Here is a 19,392-nt window from a genome sequence, read left to right as displayed (position 1 = left end):
GTGGCGGGATCAGTGACACCGATTACAGTCATACAGTTCTTACGGATTCCATACGCTTGCGCCGGGGAAGCCATGATCGGGTGCCGGACATCGCCGGCAAACCTATGCTGAAAGTGTGACCACACCTACGGCATCATCAGCGGAACCAGGGAATCGACGCATCCTCCTGGTCGAAGACGAACAGACCATCGCCGATGTGGTCCGCGACTATCTGCTGCAGGCGGGCTTCCAAGTGGATATGGCCGGTGATGGGTTCACGGCACTGGAGCTGGCAGCCGAGCGGCAGCCCGACCTCGTGATCCTGGACCGGATGTTGCCTGGACTGGACGGCGTTGAAGTGTGCCGGCGGCTCCGCCGAACCATGAGCGTACCGGTCATCATGGTCACGGCTTTGGGGACCGAAGATGACAGGATCCGGGGCTTGGAGATGGGGGCCGATGACTATGTCACCAAGCCCTTCTCGCCACGGGAACTGGTCCTGAGGGTGAAATCGGTGCTTCGGCGAAGCATCAAGGAGTTCACGCCGGAACCACCCGTGGAAGCTGCTGGGCTCGAACTGGATCCCGCATCCCGGACGGTCACGCACCATGGAGTTCTGCTGGCGTTGACAGTCCGTGAATTTGATCTCCTGGCTTTCCTGATGCGGCGTCCCAACCAGGTTTTCAGCCGGGAGGAACTCATCAAAGCCGTGTGGGGCTGGGACTTCGGCGACCTCTCGACCGTTACAGTGCACGTGCGCCGTCTTCGGGAAAAGATTGAAGCCAACCCCACCAAACCGGAACTGCTCAAAACCGTCTGGGGCGTGGGGTACCGTTTCGATTCCGGCGCCGGCCAGGTTGCGGGCAGCTCCGACATAGTTGCCGGCCCTACCGATACAGGGGAGGAGGGCCATGGAGGGCAGTGAGCTCTGGACCATCCTGGCCTGGGTGCTGTTCTGGGCCGTCCTCATCGGCGCAGCCACCTTGCTCAGCCTGCGCCTGCTGCGGCGGGCATCTGTCCTGGCGCAGATCTGCCTGGTGGTGGTGGCTACAGTGGCAGTCCTGGTAGCCGGCATGGTCAGCGCCTTCAATGCCATGTTCATCTCCGCGAGGGACCTGGAAGTCATGTGGTACATCCTGGCCATGGCCTCAGCCGTAGCTGTAGCACTGTCCCTGATGTTGGGCGCCGGCGTGTCCCGGAATGCGGCCCGGTTGGTGGATGCTGCGCGGCGGCTAGGCCGTGGAGAAACCCTTGACCATGCAGGAGAGGGGCGGGGAAGCGCTCCGGCCATGACGTCCGAACTTGCCGAACTTGCCCAGGAGCTCGAAGCCAGCAGCCGGCGCCTCGCCGAGTCACGCGAACGCGAAGCCGCCATTGAGACTGCCCGGCGGGAGCTTGTGTCGTGGATTTCGCATGACCTCCGGACCCCGCTGGCCAGCATGCGTGCCATGACGGAGGCACTGGAAGACGGCATGGCGTCAGATGTCCCTGGCTATTACCGGAAAATCATCGGTCAGACCGAGCAGATGACCGCCATGGTCAACGACCTCCTCGAGTTGTCCAAGATCCAGGCCGGCACCCTGCGCCTTCGTGCAGAACCCCTGGACCTTTACGACCTCGTCAGTGATGCACTCTCCGATCTTGCGCCCTTGGCCGCCCAACGCGGCATCACGCTCGACGGCGGCGGGGACCGGGAGTGCATGGCAGTCGCCGACGGACCAAGCCTCGCCAGGGCCGTTCGGAACATCCTGCTCAACGCCATCACTTACAGCCGCCCGGGCACCGAAGTCCACGTCAGCGTTGGAAGGGGCAGCGTTGGAAGTGACAGCGTCGGAGAGGACAGCACGGCCCGGGAAGGCACGGAGAACGACTGGCGGGCAGTGGTTGCGGTACAGGATCAGTGCGGGGGCATTCCTGCCGAGGACCTGCCCCACCTGTTCGAGACGGGTTGGCAGAAAGATCCCGCCCGTGGAGCTGCTGAGGGGCTGCAAGGCAGCTACAGTGGCGCGGGCATCGGACTGAGCATGGTGGCCGGCATCGTCAAGGCGCACGGGGGATCGGTCACCGTAGAGAACGTCGACGGCGGCTGCCGGTTTGCGCTGTCCCTTCCCGCAGGCCCCCTTCCCGCTGGCCCCCTCGCGGAGGGGCCGCTCACAGCAGCCCCTCCCGCCTCGGGTTCGAAACCGGCTGTTTCATCTCAAGTTGACCCGCTTCAAGCTGTTCCATCTCAAGCTGTTCCATCTCAAGCTGTGCCGCTTCAAGCTGACCAGGGTCCGGCCGCATTCCTTCCGGCGCGGGAGGTTCCGCCATCTTCCCTCCCGGTTTCGACCGGGACTTCAACAGAGCAACGCCCAGGAGGCGACGCATGACCACGCCCAGCAGTATCGACAAGCCAGGCCAGTGGGAGGACGGGCAGGGACGCGCAGCGACCCCTGAGACCTCGGGCACGCCGGAAACCACAGGCACACAGGGACGCGCAGGGACCCGGGACACCGCAGGCACACAGGAATCCTCGGGCACGCCGGAAACCACAGGCACACAGGGACGCGCAGGGACTCGGGACACCGCAGTCCCGTCCGGACCCCAAGCACAGAAGTCGCCGCGGGCCCGGCCCAACCCACGCCTGTGGGCTGCGGCGTCCGGCATCGCGGCCGGCGGCGCCGGGATCGCCGCGGGCGAGCTGACCGCTGGCCTGCTGAGTCCCTTGGTTTCTCCGGTCACTGCCTTGGGCGGTGCAGTGATCGACGCCGTCCCTCCGGGGGTCAAGGACCTCGCTGTACAGTTGTTCGGCACTGCGGACAAGATCGTATTGATCGCCTCGATCGGGATCGTCGCAGGGCTGCTGGCAGCACTGGCAGGTGTCCTGGAACGCCGCCGTACTGGCTGGGGCCTGACGATGGCCGGAGTTGCCGGGGCGGCCGGCCTGACCGCCGTCGTTACCCGTGCCCAGGCGGGCCCGCAAGCGGCCCTGGCCCCTATCGTCGCTGCAATCGTTACCATGCTGCTGTTGCGGGCACTCGTCCGCCGGCTCGCCACCTGGCTCCCTCCCGGTGCTGCACGGGCGCGCCAGGGTGACGATCCCGCGCCGCTGGCGCGGCGCAGCTTCCTTAATGCCCTCGCCGGAACCTCCCTTGCGGCCGCCGTGGCCGGAACCGTTACCGCCGTCCTCACCCGCGCAACCACCGTGGCGTCAGGTTTCCGGGAGTCCATGACCCTCCCGGAGCCAACAACGCCGACCCAGGCAATACCCGCCGGCGCCTCGCTGTCGGTGGACGGTATCAGCCCGCTGGTGACCCCCAACGCCGATTTCTACAGGATTGACACTGCACTGACCGTCCCTGCCATCGACCCGCCTGCGTGGAAGCTCAAGGTCACCGGGATGGTGGAGAACGAGGTCGAACTTGATTTCGCCACGCTTCTCTCCAAGCCCATGACGGAGCGTCACATCACCATCGCCTGCGTGTCCAACAACGTAGGTGGAGACCTGATCGGCAACGCACTCTGGTTGGGCTGGCCGGTCAGGGAGCTTCTCGCCATGGCCCGGCCCAAGGCGGGCGCGGACATGGTGCTGAGCACCAGCAACGACGGCTGGACAGCGAGCACCCCTTTGGAGGCGTTGACGGACAACCGTGATGCAATGCTCGCCGTGGGCATGAACGGCGAGCCACTTCCCTTGGAACACGGCTTCCCTGTGCGCATGATTGTCCCTGGCCTCTACGGATTCGTTTCGGCCACCAAGTGGCTGACCGAACTGAAAGTCACACGCTTCGCCGACGATACCGCCTACTGGACTCCCCGCGGCTGGAGCGATCACGGTCCCATCAAAACGCAGTCCCGCATCGATGTTCCCCGCAGCGGCAGGACTGTCCAATCAGGAACGGTGCAGTTCGGAGGCGTGGCCTGGGCCCAGCACCGGGGAGTCAGCCGGGTGGAGCTTCGGCTCAACCGTGGACCATGGAAGCAGGCCACGCTGGCCGGAGGGATTTCAACCGACACCTGGTACCAGTGGCAACTGGGCGTTGAACTCTCTCCCGGCGACTACGAGGTACAAGTGCGGGCCACCGACTCCACGGGCCAACCGCAGACCGAGGACAAAGCCCCCGTGGCTCCCGACGGCGCCACGGGCTACCACACCATCAACGTCAAGGTGGGATGAGGCCCTAGTCTGGGTAGGTCCGGAGAATTCCCGGTAGCAGGGATGTCACTACAGGAGGTTGTCCGTGCCCAGATCAGTCGCAAACCATCGCCAGGCAGTGGTGGAATTGCTGGCAGGCGTCGCCGCCGCCAAGGGCACCTGCCGGGTGCCATTGCTCGAAGCCCTGGGAAAGCCGCTCGCCGTGGACCTCTTCGCACCCCTGTCCCTTCCGCCGTTCGACAACTCCCAGATGGACGGCTTTGCCGTTCGCTCGCAGGACATTCCCGGACAGGGCGCGGAACTCCGCGTAGCGGCTCCTGTCCCGGCCGGTGCGGCGCCGGCGGCCCTGGAGCCCGGCTTTGCCGCCCCGATCATGACCGGAGCAATGATTCCTGACGGGGCAGACGCCGTCGTGCCTGTCGAAAAGGCCAGCCCCGCGTCCTTTCCCGAGCCAAGCGACACGGATGCCGTCGTGGAGCTTCCCGCCGTGTCGCCCGGTACCTATGTGCGGAACAGTGGCAGCGACATCGAACACGGCGCACTTGCCTTGGCTGCCGGCACCCTGTTGGGACCGGCCCAGCTTGGCCTGTTGGCGGCCCTGGGCCTGGCAACGGTCGAGGTTCCCGAACCTCTGCGGGTCCTCCTGGTGACCACCGGGGATGAGGTGGTGGAACCGGGGGAGGCGCTGACTGCCGGGAAGATCTTCGACTCCAACGGCACGCTGCTGGAGGCCTCCATGCGCCAAGCCGGCCTGGAGGTTGTCCGTTCCGGTATTTCAGATGACCATCCCTCCAGCCTTTTGTCGGTCCTTCAACATCACACCGGCGAGGCGGAGACTGCTGTGGACATCATCGTCACTACCGGGGGAGTGAGCAAAGGAGCCTACGAGGTGGTGCGCCAGGCCATGGTGGGCCAGCCTGTTGATTTCGTCCCCGTTGCCATGCAGCCGGGCGGGCCGCAGGGCCTGGGAACCTTCAACGGCGTTCCCTTCCTTGGTTTTCCCGGGAATCCGGTCAGCTGCCTCGTCTCCTTCGAAATGTTCCTCCGGCCGGCTTTGTCCGAGGTCATGGGTACGCCGGCCCCCAGGACCGTCCAGGCGGCGCGCCTGGCTGCGCCGCTGACCTCGCCCGACGGCAAGCACCAGGTCCGGCGCGGATCTGTGGCCGGCGATGGCACGGTCCACATGGAAGGTGGGGCCGGGTCCCATCTGGTGCATGCCTTGGCCCGCGCCAATGCGTTGATCCAGATACCCGCCGCCGTCACGGAACTCAACGCAGGAGCCGAAGTGGAAGTATGGATGCTGTGAATGAAACTCCCGGGACAAGAACAGAGCACGACGGCGGGCTGACGCACCTCCGGCAGGACGGCACCGCACAAATGGTTGATGTGTCGGCGAAGGCAGTTACCACCCGCCAGGCCACCGCAACGGCAACGGTCCGCACCACCGGGCAAGTGATGGCGCTCCTTGGTGCCGGCGAGTTGCCCAAAGGTGACGCGCTCGCCGTGGCCCGGGTGGCAGGAATCATGGCGGCGAAGAAGACTCCGGAGCTGATCCCGTTATGCCACCCGTTGCCGATTTCCAAGGTAACGGTGGATTTCGACCTCGGTGCTGACGCAGTGAACATTGTGGCTACCGTCAAGACCAAGGGCGTCACCGGCGTCGAAATGGAGGCCCTGACAGCGGCGTCGGTGGCGGCACTGAGTGTCTACGACATGATCAAGGCCGTGGATAAGCACGCAGTGCTGACCGACATCCGCGTGCTCGCCAAAAGCGGTGGCAAGAGCGGCGACTGGGACGTTTCCGGGGAACCTCTCCAGGAGGCCGGCAAATGAGCGCTTGTGAACCGAACAGTGTCCGGAAGGCCGGCGTCGTGATCGCCTCCACCCGCGCCGCAGCCGGAATCTACGCCGACGAGACCGGGCCCATTATCCTGGACTGGCTCAATGAACATGGGTTCCAAACCTTTCCCACCATGGTGGTTCCGGACGGAGAACCCGTGGGCGCTGCCCTGAGGGCGCTCCTGACCCAGGACCCCGCCGTCGTCATCACCAGCGGCGGAACAGGACTCAGCCCGGATGACATGACACCGGAAATGACGCTTCCGCTCCTGGACCGGGAAATACCGGGCATCATGGAAGGAATCCGGCGCGCGGGTGCTGCGAAAACCCCCATGGCCATGCTGAGCCGTGGCCACGCGGGAGCCGCGGGGAAGACGTTCATCATCAACCTGCCGGGATCCCCGAAAGGGGTTATGGATGGGCTTGCCGTCCTGGACCCGGTCATTGGGCACTTATGCGAACAACTGGAAGGCAGCCATGGGCACTGAAACAGACTTCGAAGTAGTCAGCGCGGTCCTCAGCGCCGAACCAATCTCCGTTGACCAAGCCATCGCGGCTGTTGAATCGGACACCGCCGGTGCGGTAGTCAGCTTCAGTGGTGTGGTGCGGAACCACGATTCCGGCAAAGCGGTGGACCGGCTCAGTTACAGCGCCCATCCCACGGCGCACCAGGTCATGTCCGACGTCGTGGCACAGTTGGTAGCCGAACACTCAGGCGAAGCCGATCAACCGGTTCGGATCTGGGCGGCACACCGCATCGGAATGCTCCAGATAGGCGACCCGGCGCTGGTGTGTGCCGTCGCAGCGGCGCACCGGGGGCAGGCGTTTGCCGTCTGTGCCGAGCTGGTGGACAGGGTCAAGGCACAGGTGCCCATCTGGAAGGAACAGTTCTTTTCCGATGGCACCGTTGAGTGGGTTGGCGCGGGAGAGTAGCCCCGGGTCACGGTTCCTGCCGGGCCCCGGCCCGGCGGTAGGGTTAACGGCATGACCGAACAACTTGCTGTTGCAGTGCTGGGCGCCAACGGGCGCATGGGAAGTGAAGCCGTTAAAGCTGTGGAAGCAGCTGATGACATGAAGCTCGTAGCCGCCCTGGGCCGCGGCGATTCCCTGGAAACCCTGCTCGACGCCGGTGCGCAGTATGTTGTTGACCTCACCGTTCCGGATACTACCGAGGCCAACGTCCGGTTCGCCGTCGAGCACGGGATGCACGCCGTTGTGGGCACTACCGGCTGGAACGCGGACAAGCTGGACTCCCTTCGCGCCTTATTGGAACAGAACCCGGGCACCGGCGTCCTGATCGCCCCCAACTTTGCCCTGGGCTCCGTGCTGGCTTCTGCGTTTGCCGCCAAGGCGTCCCAGTATTTCGAGTCCGTTGAAATCATTGAACTGCACCACCCGAACAAGGTGGATGCTCCCTCCGGCACGGCCGTTCGCACAGCGCAGCTGATCTCGGAGGCCCGTCGGGAAGCCGGGGTGCCGGCAAGTCCGGACGCCACGGAGACGTCCTTGGACGGGGCCAGGGGCTGTGATGTGGAGGGCGTCCGTGTCCACAGCGTCAGGCTCCGGGGTTTGGTAGCCCACCAGGAAGTCCTGTTTGGCGGCCCTGGTGAGCAACTGACGTTGCGTCACGACTCCTTTGACCGGGCTTCGTTCATGCCCGGTGTCCTGCTGGGGCTGCGCAAAGTTGCAGCGAACCCCGGCCTCACTGTTGGCCTTGATGGTTATTTGGAGCTGGGACTTTAGGTTCATGGGAAATTTCTGGACTTCGTTGAAGAAGAACCGCACCAAAATCTGGGTTGGTGCCATCACCCTCCTGCTGGTCCTGTACCTGGTGGTCTCCGTGCAGCGCTCGTTCCTCCTGCTCGGTGACCCCAACCTGATAGCGAAGGGCATAGGAGCGGCCTACCTTGTGCTGCCGATCGTCGGGGCGTGGGCCCTCATCCGCGAACTGCTCTTTGGTGCGCGAACCGAACAAATGGCCAAGGTCCTGGAAGCCGAAGGCGGCTTGCCCGAGGACACACTGCCGCGCACACCTGGAGGTCGGATTGTCCGGTCTGCCGCGGATGCCGAATTTGAAAAGTACCGTGCCGAGGCCGAAGCCGCGCCGGAAGACTGGCGTTCATGGTTCCGGTTGAGTTGCGCCTATGACGCCTCCGGCGACCGTAAGCGCGCCCGGGCATCAATGCGCGACGCCGTGAAGCTGTTCCGGTCTCAGCCCACCGCTGCGGGCCGGTAGCTGCCGAGCCTTGACGCCTGGTGGGCCACCCATTCCAAGGGCCCACGACGCCGGAGCAAGGCGAAACACGCACCGATCACCACTGCGCAAAGCGCCTGGGTCCAGTACATGCCCTCTTCCGTCCACCCGGCGGGCAGCGGCTTGTTGGTGAACCCGGAAACCACCCATACATGGGCGGAATAGAGGCTCAGCGTCATGGCTCCCGGTCCACTGAGCACCATGAGGATATTGACCTTGAGGTTTTCCGCGGCGGCAGCCAGCAGCAGGAAGAAAGCCACCACCGCGGCAGCTGTTCCGCTGGTGTGCAAAAGGTCCAGCGTGGTGCCGGCATGGGGGGATGCCGTGGCCAGCCACCACCATGAACCCGTTTGATCCAGCCCCGTCAGGTTTACCTGCAGCATGCTGTCCAAGGGGTACCCGCGGGTGCCGGGGAGCTTCTCCAGGGCGGCGCGGCCGCCCCAGGCTTCCATGGCCAGGAATCCGACCACTTTGGCCGCAGCGGCTACTGCCACTCCGCCGGCCAGCAGCAACAATTGCACTTTGGTCCTGGTCAGCGCCAGGCGTCCGATGACCAGGCCTATCAGCAGGTAGGAAATCCACTGGAAAACCGGGTAGTAGCCAGTGAAGAAGATATCGGCAAGGAGTTGGCCGGGCGTCCCCAGGTCCTCCGTGCCGGGATTGTGGCCCAGTTGCAAGGGCGGAGTGGTCTCCAGCAGCAGGGGTCGGAGCAAGTAGGCCACCACTGGGGATAAAAGGACCCATCCCAACGCCCAGAAAGACAGTGCCTTCAACCTCAGCCCAAGGAACGGAAGGATGCAGAGGAAAAGTACGGCGTAGTGCACCAGGATCACTGCGATGTTGACATCCAGCCCACCCAGGGCAAGCCCGACGACGGCGATCACCAGCGCCCGCATGGCGACCCCACCCCTGGCCGCGCGGAGTTCGCCCCCTTGGCGTGGCTCCTGCTTGCCGGTAGTCAACGCCAGTCCGATTCCGGCGAGGACCGCGAACAAGGCAGATGACCGCCCCGAAAACACCAACCCCACGAACGTGGGGTCCCACGATGGGGCGGGTCCGAACGTCGGCAGGAGGTGCGTGGACATCATGCCCAGCAACGCTGCACCCCTGGCGGCGTCGATCCCTGTAAGCCGGGAGGAGACCTGGCCGCCGTCGCGCGCTTTCCGCGGAGGGGCAGTCTCTTGGGAAGTCATGCTGCGATGGTCTCATAGCCAACTGTGAGCCGTTCCGGCGGTAGAGTCCCATGCCATGGAATCCGTCAACGCCCAGTGGGCTGGAGCATTCACCATCATGAACGATTCCGACGGCTGGCAGCAGTTCCGGCGCCTTGACGGCGACCTGTTCATGCCGCCGGCCACGGACGGCCTTGAGGAGCGCGCCAGGATGTGCGCCGGGATCCACGCAACCTGGACAGCAACGACCGGGCACCTGGTCATCGAAGCCGAAGGCCCCGAGGACGGATCGCCTTTCGACGTCCTGGTGAACGGGGTCCTCCGGCATCGTGTGTCGGGCGCCGGCCGTGTCAGTCATGATCTCGATCTTGGCTCCATGCCGCCGCAATCAACTGTTCAGCTTTGGCTGCCACAGTATGGTTTCCTCAGGGTGCTGGAGGTGTCGCTGAAGGGCGAAGACGTTCAGGTTGCCGGGGGATCCGGCAAACGATGGATCACCTACGGCAGCTCCATCACCCAATGCAGGCAGGCCGATGGTCCATCAGAGGCGTGGCCTGCTGTGGTGGCCAGGCAATACGGCTGGCAGTTACAGTCCTTGGGTTTCGGTGGTGAATGCCATTTGGACCCGGCGGCGGAGAGCACCATTTGCCAGCTGCCGGCAGACTTCATCTCCTTATGCCTGGGAATCAACACCTACAACGTGGCCGCCTTCTCGGGCCGGACCTTCGCGAGCCAGGTATTGGGCTTCCTCAGCGCTATCCGGAGGGCACACCCGGAGGTGCCTATCGCGGTCATCTCTCCGGTCCTTTCCCTTCCCCGCGAGGAGGCGCCCAATGCCGTTGGGTGGACGCTCGCGGACTACAGGAAGGCCGTGGCAGATGTGGTGGGGTTAGTCCGCGAGCGGGGGGATACGCGCACTCACTTGCTGGATGGCGAAGGGGTGTTCACCCCGGCGGAGGCTGCGGTGATGATGCCCGATACCTTGCATCCCAACAATGCCGGCTACCGGCTCATGGCTGACAGGCTGGGTCCACAGCTGGCGGCTGTCGCCAACGCGCACGGCTGACCGGGCATCTGGGAGGGCTGCGGCCGGCGTGGCCGGAACGGACCCGGCTCTTGTCTTCGAATATATGTTCGAATAGCATGGCAGGATGAACGATGTTCCCACGCCACCCGAAGGTCTCGCCGGGCCCATGAAAGCGATGAGCCCCGGTGTCGTCGACTTCCTGTTCAGGCAACTCGTCGCCGGCGAACCCCCCGAAGACACCCAGTGGCGCCGCGAAGGAACTGTGTTGGCCGAGCAGCCGCCAGGGGCTGAACTTGCCCGGCGGCTATCCGAGGCGGACCTGGGTTCCCTGACGCCGCTGGAACTGTTCGAGTACGTTCGCGCTTCCCAGCGGCTGGTGACCTGGGCCGAACACCTCAAGGAGCGGGCCGTGGCGCAGTATTGCGCTGAGCAACCTGCGCGGACAAGTGGGCCGGCATAGCCGCGAAGTTTTGCTGCCCGGCGGCGGGGGAGCGGCCACGAGGGGACGGTGTCGCCGCCCATGACTCCAGAACCGCAGCCGGTGCATGAGGACCATCACGCGGGACCCATTCTTGTAACGAGCCCGTGACAGGGTAACGTTTTTCCTATGTCTGACTTGCGCGCCCACACTCCCGCCCTTGGTACCCTGCTGACCGCCATGGTCACCCCGTTCACCGAGGACGGCAAGGTGGACTACGATCAAGCCGCCGCGCTCGCAGAGAAGCTGGTCCAGGATGGTTGCGATGGCCTCGTTGTCACCGGCACCACAGGAGAGACCTCAACGCTCACGGATGACGAAAACGTGGGCATGTTCCGGGCGGTCAAAGAAGCCGTCGGTGGCAAAGCCGCCATCATCGCCGGAACCGGCACCAACGACACCGCGCACTCGGTCCACCTCTCCCAGCGTGCCGCTGAAGTGGGCGTTGACGGACTCCTGATCGTGACGCCCTACTACAACAAGCCCAGCCAAGCCGGTGTCCGGGCGCACTTTGAGACGATTGCATCCTCAACGGACCTGCCCGTCATGCTCTACGACATCCCGGGCCGCTCCTCCATTGCGATTGCTCCTGAGACCATGATCGGCCTGGCCAAGCACCAGAACATCGTGGCGGTCAAGGACGCCAAGGCAGACTTTGCCGCCGCGACCCGGGTCATGGCTGAGACCGACCTGGTCTTCTATTCCGGTGATGACGGATTGACCCTCCAGTGGATGGCGCTCGGCGCCGTCGGCCTGGTGGGCGTCACCACTCACGTGGCCACGCGTCGCTTCCGCGAACTGATCGACGCCGTGAACGCCAGCGACCTCGCCACTGCGAGGGCCATCAACTTTGAACTGGAACCCGTCATTCGCGCAACCATGACGCGGGTCCAAGGCGCAGTAGCCGCCAAGCAGATTCTCAAGTGGCAGGGAGTCCTGCCCAACTCGGTTGTCCGTTTGCCCCTCGTGGAGCCGGACGCGGCCGAGATCGAAATCATCCGCGGGGATTTGGCGGAAGCCGGAATGGACTTCAACGTCTAGGCCGGTACCGCCGGAAAGTAGCACAATATGACCCAAACCGCCCTTCCCGGACTGGTTACTCCGCCGAAACTGCCGAAAGGTACGCTGCGGATTGTTCCGCTCGGTGGCCTGGGAGAGATCGGCCGCAACATGGCCGTCTTCGAAATCGACGGCAAGCTGCTGGTCGTTGACTGTGGCGTGCTCTTCCCCGAAGAGACGCAGCCCGGAGTGGACCTGATCCTGCCCGATTTCTCCTACATTGAGGACCGGCTGCAGGACGTCGTAGGCGTCGTGCTGACCCACGGCCACGAGGACCACATCGGCGCTGTTCCCTATCTGCTGCGCCTCAAGGCCGACATTCCGCTGATCGGGTCCCAGCTCACCCTTGCCTTGGTGGAAGCAAAGCTTCAGGAACACCGGATCAAGCCGTACACCCTTACCGTCACCGAGGGCCAGGTGGAGCAGTTCGGCCCGTTTGAGTGCGAGTTCGTTGCCGTCAACCACTCCATCCCGGACGCCTTGGCTGTTTTCATCCGGACCGAGGGCGGCAACGTCCTGCACACCGGCGACTTCAAGATGGACCAGTTGCCCCTGGACGGCCGCATCACCGACCTCCGCCACTTCGCACGGTTGGGCGAGGAGGGCGTGGACCTTTTCATGGCCGACTCCACCAACGCGGACGTCCCCGGGTTCACTACGGCCGAGAAGGAAATCGGCCCTACCCTGGACCGCTTGTTCGGACAGGCCAAGAAGCGCCTTATCGTTGCCTCCTTCTCTTCCCACGTCCACAGGGTCCAGCAGGTCCTTGATGCTGCGGAAAAGCATGGCAGGAAGGTCGCTTTCGTCGGCCGTTCCATGGTCCGCAACATGGCCATCGCCGCCAAACTGGGGTACCTCGATGTGCCGGATAACATCCTGGTGGACATCAAGAACATCGACAACATGCCCGATGACCGCGTGGTCCTCATGTCCACCGGTTCACAGGGCGAGCCCATGGCTGCGCTGTCACGGATGGCCAACGGCGACCACCGCGTAGTGGTTGGACCCGGCGACACCGTCATCCTGGCCTCAAGCCTGATTCCCGGCAACGAGAACGCCGTGTTCCGCATCATCAACGGACTCCTCAAGCTCGGTGCGGACGTGATCCACAAAGGCACGGCCAAGGTCCACGTCTCCGGGCACGCAGCGGCAGGGGAGTTGCTGTACTGCTACAACATCCTGGAGCCGCTGAACGCCATGCCGGTGCACGGGGAAACCCGACACCTCATCGCCAACGGCAACATCGCGTTGGAGTCCGGGGTTCCGTCCGAGGGCATTATCCTCAGCGACAACGGAACGGTGATTGACCTCAAGGACCACAAAGCCAACATCGTTGGCCAGGTGGAGGTCGGATTCGTTTACGTGGATGGATCCAGCGTGGGTGAAATCACCGACGCGGACCTCAAAGACCGCCGCATCCTCGGAGATGAAGGCTTCATTTCCATCATCACGGTCATCAACCGCACTACCGGCAAGATCGTCTCAGGGCCGGAAATCCATGCGCGGGGCGTCGCCGAGGACGATTCCGTCTTTGACGAGATCATTCCCAAGATCAACGCCGCATTGGAGGACGCCGTGCTTAATCACGCCGACCACACCAATCACCAGTTGCAGCAAGTGGTGCGCAGGATCATTGGCACCTGGGTCAACCGCAAGCTCCGCCGGCGCCCCATGATCATCCCGGTGGTCCTCGAGGCATAGCCTGCGGGCAACATGCATACCCAAGGGGGCCTGAAATCCGCGGATTTCAGGCCCCCTTGGGGTACCGTGGCACTTATGGCGACCCGTACTACCTCCACGCCACGAGGCAGCTCCAGCAGTAAATCCGGCGGCACAGGCCGGGGCGCAGCTGCATCCAAAAGCACTGCAGCCGCGGCCAGGAATGGTCGGGGAAGCACTGCCCGCACCAAGCAAGCAGCCGCCGTCGAGCCCCAGGCTCCGTTGCCCTTGCGCTTGCTTTCCGGATTTTGGCAGGGGATCGGCCATGTGGTCGGTGCCGGCGTCCGGCGCATTGGCTACGATGTCAGCGACCTCGATCCCGCGGACCGGCGCGACGGCGCAGCTTTGTTCAACCTGGTGTTGGGCATCGCGATTGCCACGTTCGCCTGGTGGGGGCTGACGGGCTGGCTTCCGGACGTTGTCTACAGCGTGGTCAACGGCACATTCGGCTGGATGACCCTGCTCCTGCCCTTCATGCTTTTTGTCTGTGCGTTCAGGTTGTTCCGGAAGCCCCAGGACGGCCGGGGCAACAACCGCGTGGGTATTGGCTTCATGGTCATGACCCTTGCCGGTTCGGGCCTGGCCCACGTCATTGGTGGCCTGCCCACGGTTGCCGACGGATTCGATGGCCTGCGCCGCGCAGGTGGCATGCTGGGATTCCTGGCCGCCGCGCCTTTGGCCGCCATCCACGTTGCAGTGCCGGTCATTCTCTACAGCCTCCTGGCCTTTGTTTCCTTCCTGATCGTCAACGCAACCCCCTTCGGAGCCATTCCTGCCCGCATCCGGGGCGCTTACGAGCACCTTATGGGCGTTGACCTTATGGACAACTCTGGCAAGGACGCCCACGATCGCAGCTATCTTTACGAAAACGACGCGCCTGCCAAGCCAAAGAAAAAGCGCATGCGCCTCTTCGGCAAGGACGAAGAACCCGACGCCGGCCTTGAGGGTTACGTCGGGGATGAAGCGTTTGAACACGCAATAGTCGACGACGACGAAACTCCCGCAGCGCCCGAACCCCGGGTCCCGCCGGGGGTGCGTCGCCCAACCCAGGCCGAGATCGCCGTCGGGAAGATCAAGGCGGCCCAAGGTCTGGGGGGCGTGCCCGGAATCGACAACCCCACCGAAGCCATTCCGGTGATCACCCCCGACATGACCGTGCCCGCCCCCACTGTGGCGCAGGTCCCCGCGAAGCCTGCGGGGGCACCCCTCCCGCAAACTCCGATTCCCCAACGCACGGAACAGCTGTCCCTGGCCGGGGACGTCACCTACACCCTGCCGGCGTCGGATTACCTGACACCGGGCTCCATTCCCAAGGAGCGCACGGAGGCCAATGACGCGGTCGTGGCCGCCCTGACGGACACCTTGACGCAGTTCAATGTGGACGCTGCAGTGACGGGCTTCAGCCGTGGCCCCACCGTGACCCGCTACGAGATCGAGTTGTCGCCCGGCACCAAGGTGGAGCGTGTAACGGCGCTGTCCAAGAACATTTCCTATGCGGTGGCTTCCAGTGATGTCCGCATACTGAGCCCCATTCCGGGTAAATCCGCCATTGGTATCGAGATTCCCAACACTGACCGCGAAACGGTTTCGCTGGGCGATGTGCTCCGGAGCCAGAACGCCCGCCGGACCGACCACCCCATGGTCATGGGTGTCGGCAAGGACGTTGAGGGCGGCTACGTGGTGGCGAACCTTGCCAAGATGCCCCACCTGTTGGTGGCCGGTGCTACGGGTGCCGGTAAGTCGAGCTTCGTGAACTCCATGATCACCTCCATCCTCATGCGCGCCACCCCGGATGAAGTGCGCATGGTCATGGTGGACCCCAAGCGTGTGGAGCTCACCGCTTATGAGGGCGTCCCGCACCTGATCACGCCCATCATCACCAACCCCAAAAAGGCCGCGGAAGCTTTGCAGTGGGTGGTCCGGGAGATGGACGCACGCTACGACGACCTCGCCAACTACGGGTTCAAGCACATTGATGATTTCAACAAGGCAGTCCGTGCGGGCAAAGTGGTGCCGCCGGTGGACTCCAAGCGCGTCATCAAGCCCTATCCGTATTTGCTGGTGATCGTGGACGAGCTCGCAGACCTGATGATGGTGGCCCCGCGCGACGTCGAAGACTCGATTGTCCGCATCACCCAGCTCGCCCGCGCTGCCGGTATCCACCTGGTCCTGGCCACCCAGCGACCTTCCGTGGACGTGGTGACGGGCCTGATCAAGGCGAACGTCCCTTCCCGCATGGCCTTCGCGACCTCTTCGGTGACGGACTCCCGCGTTGTGCTGGACCAGCCTGGCGCCGAGAAACTCATTGGCCAAGGTGATGCGCTCTTCCTGCCGATGGGTGCCTCCAAGGCCATGCGTGTCCAGGGTGCCTGGGTGACCGAATCCGAAATCCACAAGGTGGTGGAGCACGTCAAGGGACAGCTTCAGGCTGTGTACCGCGACGACGTTGCCGCCGAGGCCCCCAAGAAGCAGATCGACGACGACATTGGAGATGACCTCGAGGTCCTGCTGCAGGCCACCGAACTGGTGGTCACTACGCAGTTCGGCTCGACTTCGATGCTGCAGCGCAAGCTGCGGGTAGGCTTTGCCAAGGCCGGGCGCCTGATGGACCTTCTCGAATCCCGCGGCGTAGTTGGCCCCTCCGAGGGTTCCAAAGCACGTGACGTCCTGGTCAAGCCCGATGATCTCGCGGCTGTCCTGGCTGCGATGAAGGGCCAGGAGTCGCCTGCTGCTCCCGACGCCCACACGGCTGCCTTGAGCGAGAACGCGAACTCGAACATCGCCGTCGGCGGCTATGCGGAGGACCTGGTGCAGGCGGACCTGGACAACCGGACACAGGCCATTGAGTATTATGACGGCGCTGACGGTCCCAATGACGAGGACGAGGACGGCGAAGACGCCTGGTCGCTCACCGGGCGCTAAGGGCAAAAAGCGGCAGCCCCAAAGACGGTAGCCTAGAGGGGTGACTACAGCCGAGGGTGATAACGCGACTTCCAGCAGCTCCGATGTCTGGAACCTGCCCAACATCCTCACGATGCTCCGCATCGTCCTCGTACCGTTTTTCGTCTGGTTCCTGCTGGCCGACAACGGCGAGTACGGACTTTGGCGCTGGGCAGCAGTGGTGGCCTTCGGTGTCGCAATCTACACGGACAAGCTCGACGGCGACATCGCCAGGGCGCGTGGCCTGATCACCAACTTCGGCAAGATCGCCGATCCCATTGCCGATAAATTGCTGATCGGCTCAGCCTTGGTTCTCCTGTCCATCCTGGGCGAGCTGCCGTGGTGGGTCACCATCCTGATCCTGGTCCGTGAGTGGGGGATCACCGCCCTGCGCTTCGTCGTTATCCGCTACGGTGTCATGCCGGCTTCCCGCGGTGGAAAACTGAAGACAGTGGTCCAAACCGTTGCGATATTCCTGTACATCCTCCCGCTGAAGGCGATTGCCCCTTGGCTGGGTGACGTAGCCTTCTGGGTCATGATGCTGGCGCTTGCCATCACGTTGTGGACCGGCGTCGAATATGTCATCCAGGCCCTCAAGCTGCGCGCCGCGGGCCGCCGGGCATGACGTCCGGCAATGCTGTCACCGGCGCAGCAGAGATCTCGACAGCGGTGGTCGCCGCGGCGATCGCCGCGAAGCAAACTGTGGCCACGGCGGAGTCGCTGACTGCCGGCATGGTGGCCGCGGCCCTGGCCAATACGCCGGGTGCCTCAGGGATGCTGCAAGGTGGCGTCGTGGCGTATCAAAACTCCGTCAAGGCCCGCGTGCTGGACGTCCCGCAGGAACTCCTTGCCGCCGTCGGCTCTGTTGACGGGAGTGTCGCAGAAGCGATGGCCGAGGGTGCCCGCCGGGCCTGCGATGCCACGATTGGTGTTTCCACCACCGGTGTTGCCGGACCGGATCCCCATGACGGTAAAGCCGTGGGGACAGTGTTCGTTGGAATCGCTACGGACGCCGGAACGGAAGCCTTCGAATTCAGCTTCACGGGGGACCGCCAGTCCGTCCGCGGGCAAGCGTGCGAGGCGGCCCTGGCGCGTCTGCTTGCTGCGGTGGAAGCGGTTGGTTACCGTTCGTAAAGTAGCCGGGAACAAAAACTGATTGCCAATAGTTGTGTCATTGTGTCGCTTCGGAAGAGCCGGGGCGCCTAGGATGTAAAAACCAACCCGGTCCGCCCACCAGCGAAACCGGAAGAACGAGGGAGCAAGGCGATACAGATGGTAAAGCAGCCCGTATCCGTAAACGGCGTTGTCCGCTGGAAGGATGTGGGCTTGGCTGATCAGGCACAGAGCGAACAGAAGGAGCGCAAAATGGTTGTACTACGCCACGAGATCGGTGATGTACTGCGCGATGTCCGCCAGCGTCAGGGCCGTACCCTCCGCGAGGTTTCGCACAGCGCACGCGTCTCACTTGGTTACTTGAGTGAAGTTGAACGCGGCCAGAAGGAGGCTTCTTCCGAGCTCCTGTCCTCTATCTGCACAGCCCTGGATGTTCCGTTGTCCCACATGCTCCGCGAAGTCAGCGACCGTGTGGCTGTTGCTGAGGGAGTTGCCGTACCGGACACCGTTCCGCAGGAGTTCTCCCAGCGCTACGGCCGCGATCTTGACCTCACGGACGACTTCCCGCAGGGAATGCTCTCCGGAGCCCGGTAACCGTTCCACCAGAATTGAAAGAAGGTCTCCAGCCAATGGCTGGGGACCTTCTTTGTGTTTCCAAAAGTGGCTTTTCCGGTGGGTTCCTTCTACCGGTACCGGCACAAATGCGGATCAGGCGTCAGCAGGCCCGGTGGGTTCCGGGGCGCTGTCCGCTTCCCGCATGGTGACGTCCTTGAGCACGCCGTCGCCGTAGATGGCGTTGAGGCGGCCCATGTAGTCCGCAAGCGTCTGGACATCCTCCAGCGGCCATTCGCCCAGGCGTTCCCTGAACACTTGGCGGCGCGCATCCTGGACCTGGTGCATCTTGTCCTCGCCCTTCTCGGTCAGCCGGATGGATTGTGCCCTCCCATCCTGGGGATCCGCTTCCTTGTAGACCAGCCCGACGCTTTCGAGGAAGGCGATCTGGCGGCTCACCGATGGCTTTCCAACGCCGATGCACGTAGCCAGGTCCGTCAGCCTGATGGGTCCTTCCCTCCGGATGACGGTCAACAGCCCGTAGGCGGCCGGTTCCATATCCGGGTGGACCTGGCGTGAGAGCTGGTGGGAGATGGACCGGGCGCGGCGCCAGAGCAGGCTCAGCTGGTGTTCCACCTGCTGGAGGGCGTCGTCCACGGCGTCGCCTGACACGGCCTGACCGGGCGTGCTCTGGAGAGGATTGCTCATGGCAACCATTCTAGAGTCCGGCTCCGTGAGAGACTCTATCCGTGAGGGCAAGTGACTTTTGGCGATTGATGGACGACGAATTCGGGCCAGGTTATTCCCGGGTCCTGGCCGGTTCCTTGGTACTTGCAGGTGTGGGTGGCAGGACTGCAGTTGAGGCGTTGGCCTCCGGATACCACCCCCGCGAGGTGTGGTTGGCCGTATGCGAAGTCCAGGATGTTCCCCCGGAACGCCGGCTTGGGCGGGACATCAAGCCTGCCTCCAGCTGACGGCTTACGGGCCGGGTGATCGCCGTTCCGGCTGCGGGACGCGGTGACACGCCGGGCCGTTGTTCGAATATCTGTTCGGATGGGGATATGCTCCTTTGAGAGGAAAATTGGTCCCGAAGGCCGTGTTTCCGAGCTTCCGGATTGCCCGGTT

Annotated in this window: 20 protein-coding genes; 18 read left to right on the top strand and 2 right to left on the bottom strand. The window is 63.9% G+C overall.

Features of this window, described 5'->3' with window-relative positions:
• Positions 1-115: 115 nt before the first annotated feature.
• From AC6JA3_RS13770 to AC6JA3_RS13730, 9 genes are read left to right on the top strand one after another with little or no spacing between them, the layout of a single operon-like run.
• A complete protein-coding gene (locus AC6JA3_RS13770) occupies positions 116-904 on the top strand; it encodes a response regulator transcription factor (protein ID WP_051421583.1) in 789 nt (262 codons plus the stop codon).
• Entirely contained in the window at positions 891-2,348 is a 1,458-nt protein-coding gene (locus AC6JA3_RS13765) for a sensor histidine kinase (RefSeq protein WP_238324911.1), read from the top strand. Before AC6JA3_RS13770 ends, AC6JA3_RS13765 begins: the two co-directional genes overlap by 14 nt.
• Complete coding sequence (locus AC6JA3_RS13760) at positions 2,345-4,135, top strand: molybdopterin-dependent oxidoreductase (protein ID WP_238324912.1); 1,791 nt, start codon at positions 2,345-2,347, stop codon at positions 4,133-4,135. Before AC6JA3_RS13765 ends, AC6JA3_RS13760 begins: the two co-directional genes overlap by 4 nt.
• Before the next feature lie 58 nt (positions 4,136-4,193).
• Complete coding sequence (locus AC6JA3_RS13755) at positions 4,194-5,420, top strand: molybdopterin molybdotransferase MoeA (RefSeq protein ID WP_347783550.1); 1,227 nt, start codon at positions 4,194-4,196, stop codon at positions 5,418-5,420.
• Entirely contained in the window at positions 5,408-5,947 is a 540-nt protein-coding gene (gene moaC / locus AC6JA3_RS13750; RefSeq protein WP_026541557.1) for a cyclic pyranopterin monophosphate synthase MoaC, read from the top strand. The genes AC6JA3_RS13755 and moaC overlap by 13 nt, the downstream gene beginning before the upstream one ends.
• Positions 5,944-6,441: a MogA/MoaB family molybdenum cofactor biosynthesis protein gene (locus tag AC6JA3_RS13745; RefSeq protein ID WP_026541558.1), complete on the top strand. Its 498-nt coding sequence runs from the start codon at positions 5,944-5,946 to the stop codon at positions 6,439-6,441. Before moaC ends, AC6JA3_RS13745 begins: the two co-directional genes overlap by 4 nt.
• Positions 6,431-6,886 (top strand): molybdenum cofactor biosynthesis protein MoaE, encoded by a 456-nt coding sequence (locus AC6JA3_RS13740; protein WP_026541559.1) that lies wholly within the window; start codon positions 6,431-6,433, stop codon positions 6,884-6,886. The genes AC6JA3_RS13745 and AC6JA3_RS13740 overlap by 11 nt, the downstream gene beginning before the upstream one ends.
• A gap of 51 nt (positions 6,887-6,937) precedes the next feature.
• The gene (dapB, locus tag AC6JA3_RS13735; RefSeq protein ID WP_026541560.1) at positions 6,938-7,696 is read left to right on the top strand and encodes a 4-hydroxy-tetrahydrodipicolinate reductase; all 759 of its coding nucleotides are present in this window, start codon (positions 6,938-6,940) and stop codon (positions 7,694-7,696) included.
• A 4-nt stretch (positions 7,697-7,700) separates the two neighbouring features.
• Positions 7,701-8,189 carry a hypothetical protein gene (locus AC6JA3_RS13730; protein ID WP_026541561.1) on the top strand — a complete coding sequence of 163 codons (489 nt, stop codon included), beginning with the start codon at positions 7,701-7,703 and terminating at the stop codon, positions 8,187-8,189.
• Here the strand turns inward: AC6JA3_RS13730 and AC6JA3_RS13725 are convergent.
• Positions 8,165-9,400 (bottom strand): heparan-alpha-glucosaminide N-acetyltransferase domain-containing protein, encoded by a 1,236-nt coding sequence (locus tag AC6JA3_RS13725; RefSeq protein ID WP_026541562.1) that lies wholly within the window; start codon positions 9,398-9,400, stop codon positions 8,165-8,167. The two genes, AC6JA3_RS13730 and AC6JA3_RS13725, sit on opposite strands and share 25 nt — an antisense overlap.
• A 55-nt stretch (positions 9,401-9,455) precedes the next feature.
• Here AC6JA3_RS13725 and AC6JA3_RS13720 point away from each other — a divergent pair, with 55 nt between their 5' ends.
• The 8 genes from AC6JA3_RS13720 to AC6JA3_RS13685 all read left to right on the top strand — a co-directional run bounded on the left by AC6JA3_RS13720 (position 9,456) and on the right by AC6JA3_RS13685 (position 18,309).
• On the top strand, positions 9,456-10,445 hold the full coding sequence (locus tag AC6JA3_RS13720; RefSeq protein WP_051421584.1) for a GDSL-type esterase/lipase family protein: 990 nt from the start codon (positions 9,456-9,458) through the stop codon (positions 10,443-10,445).
• Positions 10,446-10,530: 85 nt separating this feature from the next.
• Complete coding sequence (locus tag AC6JA3_RS13715) at positions 10,531-10,866, top strand: hypothetical protein (protein WP_026541563.1); 336 nt, start codon at positions 10,531-10,533, stop codon at positions 10,864-10,866.
• A gap of 147 nt (positions 10,867-11,013) precedes the next feature.
• Positions 11,014-11,925: a 4-hydroxy-tetrahydrodipicolinate synthase gene (gene dapA / locus AC6JA3_RS13710; protein ID WP_026541564.1), complete on the top strand. Its 912-nt coding sequence runs from the start codon at positions 11,014-11,016 to the stop codon at positions 11,923-11,925.
• 27 nt (positions 11,926-11,952) lie between these two features.
• Positions 11,953-13,644 carry a ribonuclease J gene (locus AC6JA3_RS13705; RefSeq protein WP_026541565.1) on the top strand — a complete coding sequence of 564 codons (1,692 nt, stop codon included), beginning with the start codon at positions 11,953-11,955 and terminating at the stop codon, positions 13,642-13,644.
• Positions 13,645-13,719: 75 nt separating this feature from the next.
• Positions 13,720-16,584, top strand: a complete 2,865-nt coding sequence (locus AC6JA3_RS13700) for an FtsK/SpoIIIE family DNA translocase (RefSeq protein WP_497920162.1) — start codon at positions 13,720-13,722, stop codon at positions 16,582-16,584.
• Positions 16,585-16,624: 40 nt separating this feature from the next.
• Positions 16,625-17,227, top strand: coding sequence for a CDP-diacylglycerol--glycerol-3-phosphate 3-phosphatidyltransferase (gene pgsA, locus AC6JA3_RS13695; protein ID WP_026541567.1), 603 nt, complete (start codon positions 16,625-16,627; stop codon positions 17,225-17,227).
• Positions 17,224-17,736 (top strand): CinA family protein, encoded by a 513-nt coding sequence (locus AC6JA3_RS13690; RefSeq protein ID WP_223945075.1) that lies wholly within the window; start codon positions 17,224-17,226, stop codon positions 17,734-17,736. Before pgsA ends, AC6JA3_RS13690 begins: the two co-directional genes overlap by 4 nt.
• 138 nt (positions 17,737-17,874) lie before the next feature.
• Positions 17,875-18,309 (top strand): helix-turn-helix domain-containing protein, encoded by a 435-nt coding sequence (locus tag AC6JA3_RS13685; protein WP_014921288.1) that lies wholly within the window; start codon positions 17,875-17,877, stop codon positions 18,307-18,309.
• 114 nt (positions 18,310-18,423) lie between these two features.
• On the opposite strand, the gene AC6JA3_RS13680 is transcribed toward AC6JA3_RS13685, so the two are convergent.
• The gene (locus AC6JA3_RS13680; protein ID WP_035760990.1) at positions 18,424-18,975 is read right to left on the bottom strand and encodes a MarR family winged helix-turn-helix transcriptional regulator; all 552 of its coding nucleotides are present in this window, start codon (positions 18,973-18,975) and stop codon (positions 18,424-18,426) included.
• Positions 18,976-19,016: 41 nt separating this feature from the next.
• On the opposite strand from AC6JA3_RS13680, the gene AC6JA3_RS13675 reads away from it, so the two are divergent.
• On the top strand, positions 19,017-19,241 hold the full coding sequence (locus tag AC6JA3_RS13675; protein ID WP_026541570.1) for a DUF3046 domain-containing protein: 225 nt from the start codon (positions 19,017-19,019) through the stop codon (positions 19,239-19,241).
• Positions 19,242-19,392: the final 151 nt, after the last annotated feature.

Source organism: Arthrobacter sp. TmtSoilC79 (assembly GCF_059739405.1).
The sequence above is the reverse complement of the archived record's forward strand: the minus strand, read 5'-3'. Positions and strand labels throughout refer to the sequence as shown.